Source organism: Motilibacter deserti, from assembly GCF_011250635.1.
GTDB classification, from domain to species: Bacteria; Actinomycetota; Actinomycetes; order Motilibacterales; family Motilibacteraceae; genus Motilibacter_A; species Motilibacter_A deserti.
The window spans coordinates 1-6,769 of sequence record NZ_JAANNP010000096.1; the positions used below are offsets into that span (position 1 = coordinate 1).

6 protein-coding genes are annotated in these 6,769 nt (G+C 71.4%); 4 read left to right on the top strand and 2 right to left on the bottom strand.

Annotated features, from left to right (window positions below; all coding sequences use genetic code 11):
- The 3 genes from G9H71_RS20240 to G9H71_RS20250 form a co-directional block, all read left to right on the top strand.
- Positions 1–776: OmpA family protein (locus tag G9H71_RS20240; protein ID WP_166284594.1), on the top strand; the 776-nt coding region annotated here is incomplete at its 5' end.
- A 224-nt stretch (positions 777–1,000) separates the two neighbouring features.
- Positions 1,001–3,463, top strand: coding sequence for a family 43 glycosylhydrolase (locus G9H71_RS20245; RefSeq protein ID WP_166284595.1), 2,463 nt, complete (start codon positions 1,001–1,003; stop codon positions 3,461–3,463).
- Between the two features lie 105 nt (positions 3,464–3,568).
- Positions 3,569–4,321: an SGNH/GDSL hydrolase family protein gene (locus G9H71_RS20250; RefSeq protein WP_166284596.1), complete on the top strand. Its 753-nt coding sequence runs from the start codon at positions 3,569–3,571 to the stop codon at positions 4,319–4,321.
- Between the two features lie 104 nt (positions 4,322–4,425).
- Here G9H71_RS20250 and G9H71_RS20255 read toward each other — a convergent pair whose 3' ends face one another.
- Both G9H71_RS20255 and G9H71_RS20260 read right to left on the bottom strand, forming a co-directional pair.
- Positions 4,426–5,712: a glycosyl hydrolase family 8 gene (locus G9H71_RS20255; protein ID WP_166284597.1), complete on the bottom strand. Its 1,287-nt coding sequence runs from the start codon at positions 5,710–5,712 to the stop codon at positions 4,426–4,428.
- A gap of 184 nt (positions 5,713–5,896) precedes the next feature.
- Positions 5,897–6,157 carry a hypothetical protein gene (locus G9H71_RS20260; protein ID WP_166284593.1) on the bottom strand — a complete coding sequence of 87 codons (261 nt, stop codon included), beginning with the start codon at positions 6,155–6,157 and terminating at the stop codon, positions 5,897–5,899.
- A gap of 266 nt (positions 6,158–6,423) precedes the next feature.
- Here G9H71_RS20260 and G9H71_RS20265 point away from each other — a divergent pair.
- Positions 6,424–6,769, top strand: a 346-nt coding sequence (locus G9H71_RS20265) for a hypothetical protein (protein WP_166284598.1), incomplete at its 3' end; no start/stop codon positions are given.

Here is a 6,769-nt window from a genome sequence, read left to right on the forward strand (position 1 = left end):
CGCCGACCCCGGCTCCGACAGCCACGGGCACCGCCCCGGCCCCGGCGCCGACCGCCACTCCCACTCCCAGCTCGACGCCCACCCCGACGCCCACCGCGCCGGCCCCGGCCGCCGCCGTCGTCGTCGACCCGAAGGCCGTCACCCGCGGCACCGCCAAGGGCGCGCTCGCGATCGGCTGCACCGCCGGCGAGGGTGACGTGACGGCGTGCTCGGTCAAGCTCGTGTCCACGGTGTCCGGCAAGCAGGTCGTCATCGGCAGCGGCAAGGCGACGTACGCCGCCGCCCGGGCCACGGCGAAGGCGACCGTCAAGGTCGTCCTCACCGCGAAGGGCCGCCGGCTCGCGGCCCGGCCCGGCGGCCTGAAGACCCAGGTCGTGGCGACGGTGCAGACCACCGCGTCCGCCCAGCCGGTCTCGGTCCAGGCCGTGACCACGGTCGTGCCGCCGGTCCTGCTGGTCACGCCGTCCGACCTGCTGTTCGCGCACGGCAGCGCGGACCTGACGGTCGCCGGCAAGCGCTACCTGGCGGGTCTCCGGTCCAAGGTCGGCGCCGCGCGCGCGGTCCGGTTCGAGGGCTACACCGACTCGACCGGGTCGGCTGCGCTGAACAAGCGCCTCGGCCTGGCCCGCGCCGCTGCGGTGCGGGACGCGCTCGAGCTCAGCGCGGGCATCAAGGTCACGCTGGTGTCCTACGGCGAGGGCCGCCCGCACGCGACCAACGCGACCGAGAAGGGCCGTTCGGCGAACCGGCGGGTGGACATCCGCCTGTTCTACTGATCCACCGCTGTCTGCGAAGCGTCCTCGCGCAGCGCTCCGGAGCCCCCGCCCTCGCTCAGGGCGGGGGCTCCGTGCGTGTCGCTACGTGTGGGTCTGTGAGTGACATCGTTGACAAGCCCCTGGGTCGGTCCGATTTACTCGCTGCGCCGCCGTGACCGGTCCGAGCGGTCTTGTGCGCCCGGCCCGGTCACCCGTGAACCAACGAGGGCTCAGGAGGCCGACCGATGTTTCCACGTTCGCAACGACGCGGACTGGCTCGAAGAGGAGCGCTCACTCTCGCGCTCGCCGCGCTCGTCGTGCCGGGGGCAGCCGCCTCGCCGGCGACCGGTGCCGAGCAGGACCGCCACGGTCTGAAGGGCGACTACTACTTCTCCAGCGGCCCGGGGCTCGGCGACTTCGTCGAGTACCGCTCGACCCAGGTCGATCCCAACCTGGACTTCAACAACCTGGAGAGCCGGCTGCTGGACGCGACCGGCGCCTCGGACGAGGTGTCGGTCCGGTGGACCGGGCAGCTGCTGCCGGAGTTCTCCGAGGACTACACGTTCCACGCCGTCGGCGACAACGGCTTCCGGATCTGGATCGACGGCCGCCTCGTCATCGACCACTGGGTCGACGACTGGGACCGCCCGCAGACCAGCTCGCCGCTCCGGCTGACCGCCGGCCAGCTGGTCGACGTGAAGGTCGAGTACTTCGAGAACTGGGGCGGCTCTCACCTGCAGGTCGACTGGTCGAGCGCGAGCCAGCCGCGTGAGCCCATCCCGGCCGAGGCGTTCTTCCTGCCCGAGGGCTACGTCCCCGAGGTACGCGTCGAGCCGCGGATCGCCGACGTGACCGCGGTCCTCGACGCCCTCGCCGGCGAGCAGGCGATCGCGCGGTCGGCCGAGCGCGACGTCCGCGCACTGCTCGCTGCGGCCGAGAGCGCCGGCGACTACGACACGCGGATCGAGCAGCTGCAGGCCGCCCGCGAGCTGATCGACACCGCCGCGGCGTCCAGGCTCGACGACGCGGCCCGCGCCCGGCTGTCCGCGCCGCTGGACGCGCTGCTGACGCCGCGTACGCCGCAGCAGGAGCTCTCCCGTCAGGTCGCGGGCCTCTCGCGCGACGGGAACGTCGCCCCCAGCACGGCACGCGACCTGCAGCAGCTCGTCGCAGCGGGCGAGCTCGCGCAGGCCCGGGCCCTGATCGCCGGCGCGAAGGCGGGGAAGCTCAGCAGCGCAGCGAAGGCCGCGCTCCTGCCGCCGGTCGAGGAGATGATCGCGCGCGGCCACCCGTTGAACCACACGACCGCCGAGGCGGGCAACCCGTTCGTCACCGGCTGGTACGCCGACCCCGACATCGCGCTCTACGACGACCGCTACTGGGTCTTCCCGACCACCTCACGCGGCTACGACGAGCAGACGTTCATGGACGCCTTCTCCTCGACGGACCTCGTCCACTGGACCAAGCACTCGAACATCCTCGACATCGCCGACATCCCGTGGGCGCGGCGTGCGCTCTGGGCTCCGGCGCCCGTCGAGCGCAACGGCAAGTACTACCTCTACTTCGCCGCCAACGACATCCAGAACAACCGCCAGCTCGGCGGGATCGGCGTCGCCGTCGCGGACCGTCCCGAGGGCCCCTACAAGGACGCGCTCGGCAAGCCGTTGATCGGCCAGTTCTACAACGGCGCGCAGCCGATCGACCAGGACGTCTTCATCGACGACGACGGCCAGGCCTACATGTACTACGGCGGCCACAGCCACGCGAACGTCGTGAAGCTGAACCCCGACATGATCAGCCTGGGGACGTTCGAGGACGGGACGACGTTCAAGGAGATCACCCCGACCAACTACGTCGAGGGCTCCTTCATGTTCAAGCGTGGCGGCAAGTACTACTTCATGTGGTCCGAGGGCGGCTGGACCGGCCCGAACTACGCGGTGTCCTACGCTATCGCAAACTCGCCGACCGGGCCGTTCACCCGGCTGGGGCGCGTTCTCCAGCAGGACGCGGCCGTGGCCCGTGGGTCGGGCCACAACTCCGTGATCAACGTCCCGGGCACCGATATCTGGTACATCTTCTACCACCGCCGCCCGCTCACGGAGACCGAAGGCAATTCGCGCGCCCTCTCGTACGACCGGATGTATTTCAACCCCGACGGCACGATCGCGCCCGTGACCATGCTGGTGAAGGACGACTTCAGCGACCGGGACTCGGTCGGATGGCGGACCTTCGGGGGGCTCTGGAACGCCACTGACGGCACGTACGCCGCGCCGTCCGGCCCCGGCACGATGGCGCTGCAGGACACCAACTTCGGACCGCTGACGTACGAAGCTGACGTCACCCTCGCCGCCGCCGACAGCCAGGCCGGGCTCGTCTTCCGCGTCACCAACCGTCCCGGTGGCGCGCAGGGATTCTCCGGCTACTACGCGGCGCTCACGCCCTCCGGCGTGACGCTCAGCAGCTGGCGCAACGGACAGACGACGCAGCTGGCGTCGGCGCCGCTCCCGCTGGCCGTCGGCACGGCCCACACCGTGCGGGTCGAGGCCGTGGGCTCGTCGATCAGGGTGTACGTCGACGGCGGGTCCGCGCCCGTGCTGACCGTGACCGACAGCACGCACGCGGTCGGGGCCAACGGCCTGCGCGCCAGCGGTCCCGGCGCGGCCGGCGTCGCCGCGCGCTTCGACGACGTGTCGATCTCGCACCCGTAGCCGTACGCCGGGGGCCAGGGCCGTGGTGGCTCTGGCCCCCGGACGGCCTCCACCCAGCCGGCGGGGTCGTACTGTTGCCGCGAGCCACGAGCGGAGAGGGCAACGATGCGGTACGTCGCGATCGGCGACAGCTTCACCGAGGGCGTGGGGGACGAGCGGCCCGACGGCACCCCCCGCGGCTGGGCCGACCTGGTCGCCGAGGGGCTGGCCGTGGCGGCGGGGAAGCCGATCTCCTACGCCAACCTGGCCGTACGCGGCCGGCTCCTCGGGCCGATCGTGACCGAGCAGCTCGACGCCGCCCTGCGCCTGGCTCCGGCGCCCACGCTGGTGTCGCTCAACGGCGGCGGCAACGACATGCTGCGGCCCGGCGCGGACATGCGGCGGCTCGTGCAGATGACCGAGGACGCGGTCCGCCGGTGCCAGGACGCGGGCGTCCCGCTGCTCCTGCTCGCCGGGGCCAACCCCTCGCAGCGGCTGCCGCTCGGCCGGGTCATGAACCGCCGGGGCGACGAGCTGACCGCGGCGGTGCGCGACCTCGCCGCGCGCTACGGGCTGGTCTTCGCCGACGCCTGGAACGACCTGGAGATCCGGCGGGCGGAGTACTGGTCCGCGGACCGGCTGCACCTCAACGCCGCCGGGCACCGCCGCGTCGCAGGCCTCGTGCTCGCCGCGCTCGGCCACCAGGCGCCCGCCCACGTGCTCGACGCGGGCCCCGCGCAGCGCCGCCGCCTGCTCGCCGAGGCCCGGTTCTACCGCGAGCACGTGGTGCCCTGGGTCGGCCGGCGCGTCCGCGGCCGCTCGTCGGGCGATGCCCGCACCGCGAAGCACCCGGGATGGACGACGGTCGCCCCCGGCTGACCGGCAATAGCCTCTTCGGGCTATTCGGCTGTTCGCAGTGCCCGCGAAGCGGCCTCCTGCGCACGAGATGCGCAGGAGGCCGCTCTTGGCACGTGAAGCGTGCTTCAGCTCTTGCGGTCGCCGTCCGTCCCGTACATCCGGAAGTTGCCGCTGTCGTAGAGCATGCCGAGCAGATAGAGCATGCCGTCGTAGTAGCGCGCCCTTCCCGACGGGACGGGCGTGTTCCAGAAGTCACGGACGAAGTCGAGCCGGGCCGGGTTCGTCGCCGTGATGGCCGACGTGGAGTTCATGGCCACGAGGCCCTCGGCGTGCGGCGGCTCGTAGGTGTTCTGCCCGCCCTTGAGCGGGGTGCCATCGAGCTGGTAGCGGCTGACGTACGTGGTGACGCCCTGGCCCACGAAGAAGCGCTCGAGGGTGTTGGAGAACTGCGTCTGCCACGGCTTGACGCCCCACCAAGAGGCGTCGAGGTTGGCGTTCGCGATGACCCGCCAGGCGTCCTCCTGGAAGGTGATCGAGTACGCCTCGGTGTTCGTGCGCGACTCCCACGGCGCGAGGTGCGGCGTCCCGTCCCAGTTCGAGTAGGAGGGCGAGAGGCCCGTGACCGGGCTGTGGGCGTTCTGCAGCATCTGCTCGCCGGCGACGACGGCCTTGTTCCACAGCTTCGCGTCCTCGGGGACGACCTTGGCGAAGACGCGGTAGAAGGCGGGGAGGGCGTACGACGCGTCGCTGAAGTCGTTCACCCCGGGCGGGGAGAACCGCGGCAGGTAGGTCGTGCGGTCGAACATGTCGACGCCGCCCGTGTCCGACTGGTGCCACATGGCGCGCAGGATCTGCTTCGCCTCGGCCTCGTAGTCGTAGATGCCGTCGCCGTTGCCCCAGCGTCCGGCGGCGAAGGCGAGGGCGGCGGCGATCCACTCGTCACCGTCGGGCGCGATGCCGGTGTCGATGATGGTGCCGTCGATGCGGGTGTGCCAGGCGAAGAAGGACTTCGTCGGCCCGCTCTTGAGCTGCATGTGGGTCTTGGCGAAGTTCCACAGCGAGTCGAACTCGTGCTTCTTGCCCAGCTGCAACGCGATCATCATCGCGTAGCCGATGCCCTCGGTGCGCACGTCGTGGTTGGCGACGTCCGTCACGTAGGCCATGTCGGGGCTGACCTGGTAGTAGATCGACTCGCCGTCGAAGTAGTCCGGAGCGGTGCCGGGAGCTCCGTGGAAGAGCTGGTCCCAGGCCGCCTCGATCTTCTTCTTGACCGCCTTGTGCGAGTAGCCCGCCTGCTCGAACACGTCGATGTAGTGGCCGCCCTGCGCGTTCGCGTTGCGCCCCGACCCGTGCCCGGGCGTGGACTGCGCCTGCGCCGTCGCCGTGCCCGCGAGCACCGCCGCGGCCGTCACTGCAGTGATGCCTAGCCTTGCTGTCCTGCGCACACCACACCTCTTCCGTGCCGACTGTCCGTCGGCGTGGCCTGATGCGGGCCCGACGGCCGGCCGCCGCGGTCCGGCCGGTCACGCACCCGTGCTCCGCCGACCGGTCGGCGGGGCCGGGCGTCCGTGGAGACGCCCTGCGCAGAAGGTAAGTTTAGGCAAGCAACCAAGTCAAGAGGCTCTTCCCGGCTGCCGCCTCGCCGAGGCGTGAGCCCGTCCGGCCACCGGCGTCACGGCGAGGCCGCTCCAGGCCCGCGAGGAGCGTCAGCCCGTGCTCCGCGCCGAGCCGGCGCAGGTCCTCGAGGTCCGCCTCCCACAGGGCCGAGCCGAACTCGTCACCCTGTGCGCGAGCCAGGCCTAGGCCCTCGAACGCCGTGTGGGCCCGTTCGCGCAGGTGTGCCGTGAACTCGTCCATGCCGACCTCCGATCCAGCCGTCCCTGTGCGGCTCCTGGGTGTGCGTCCGCCCAGTGTTCGAGACGTCCTTTGCGGTGTACGGGGCCGTTCTCTTGCGGTCTCGTGACAAACGGGCGGGCAGATGCCGTCATAACGGCTCGGTGACGAGCCTTGACATCGTTGCCTGGCGCCACCGTAGGGTGCCGCTGTTCGAAGCTGTCCGCTTCTGTGTGCTTGTGGGGGCAAGCACGGCTGACCGTCCGCCCTGCTCTTCCCGAGAAGGACCCATGCCTGGACGACGACGTCCGCTCGCACTCCTGACCGCCCTCGCGCTCGCGGGCGGAGCCGCCTTCGCCGCCGGACCGCCCGCCACGGCCGCCGAGGACTACCCGGAGTGGAACAACAACCCCGACGTGTTCGCGGTCGGCAGCGAGCCGCCGCACGCCACGCTCATGCCCTACGACACGCTCGACCGTGCGCTCGCGGCCGACCGGGCCGACTCGCCGTACCGGCTGAGCCTGGACGGCGACTGGAAGTTCCAGTGGTTCAAGAACCCCGCCGCGCGCGATCAGGGGTTCTACGCCGCCGACGTCGACGACTCGGGCTGGGACACCATCAAGGTCCCGTCCAGCT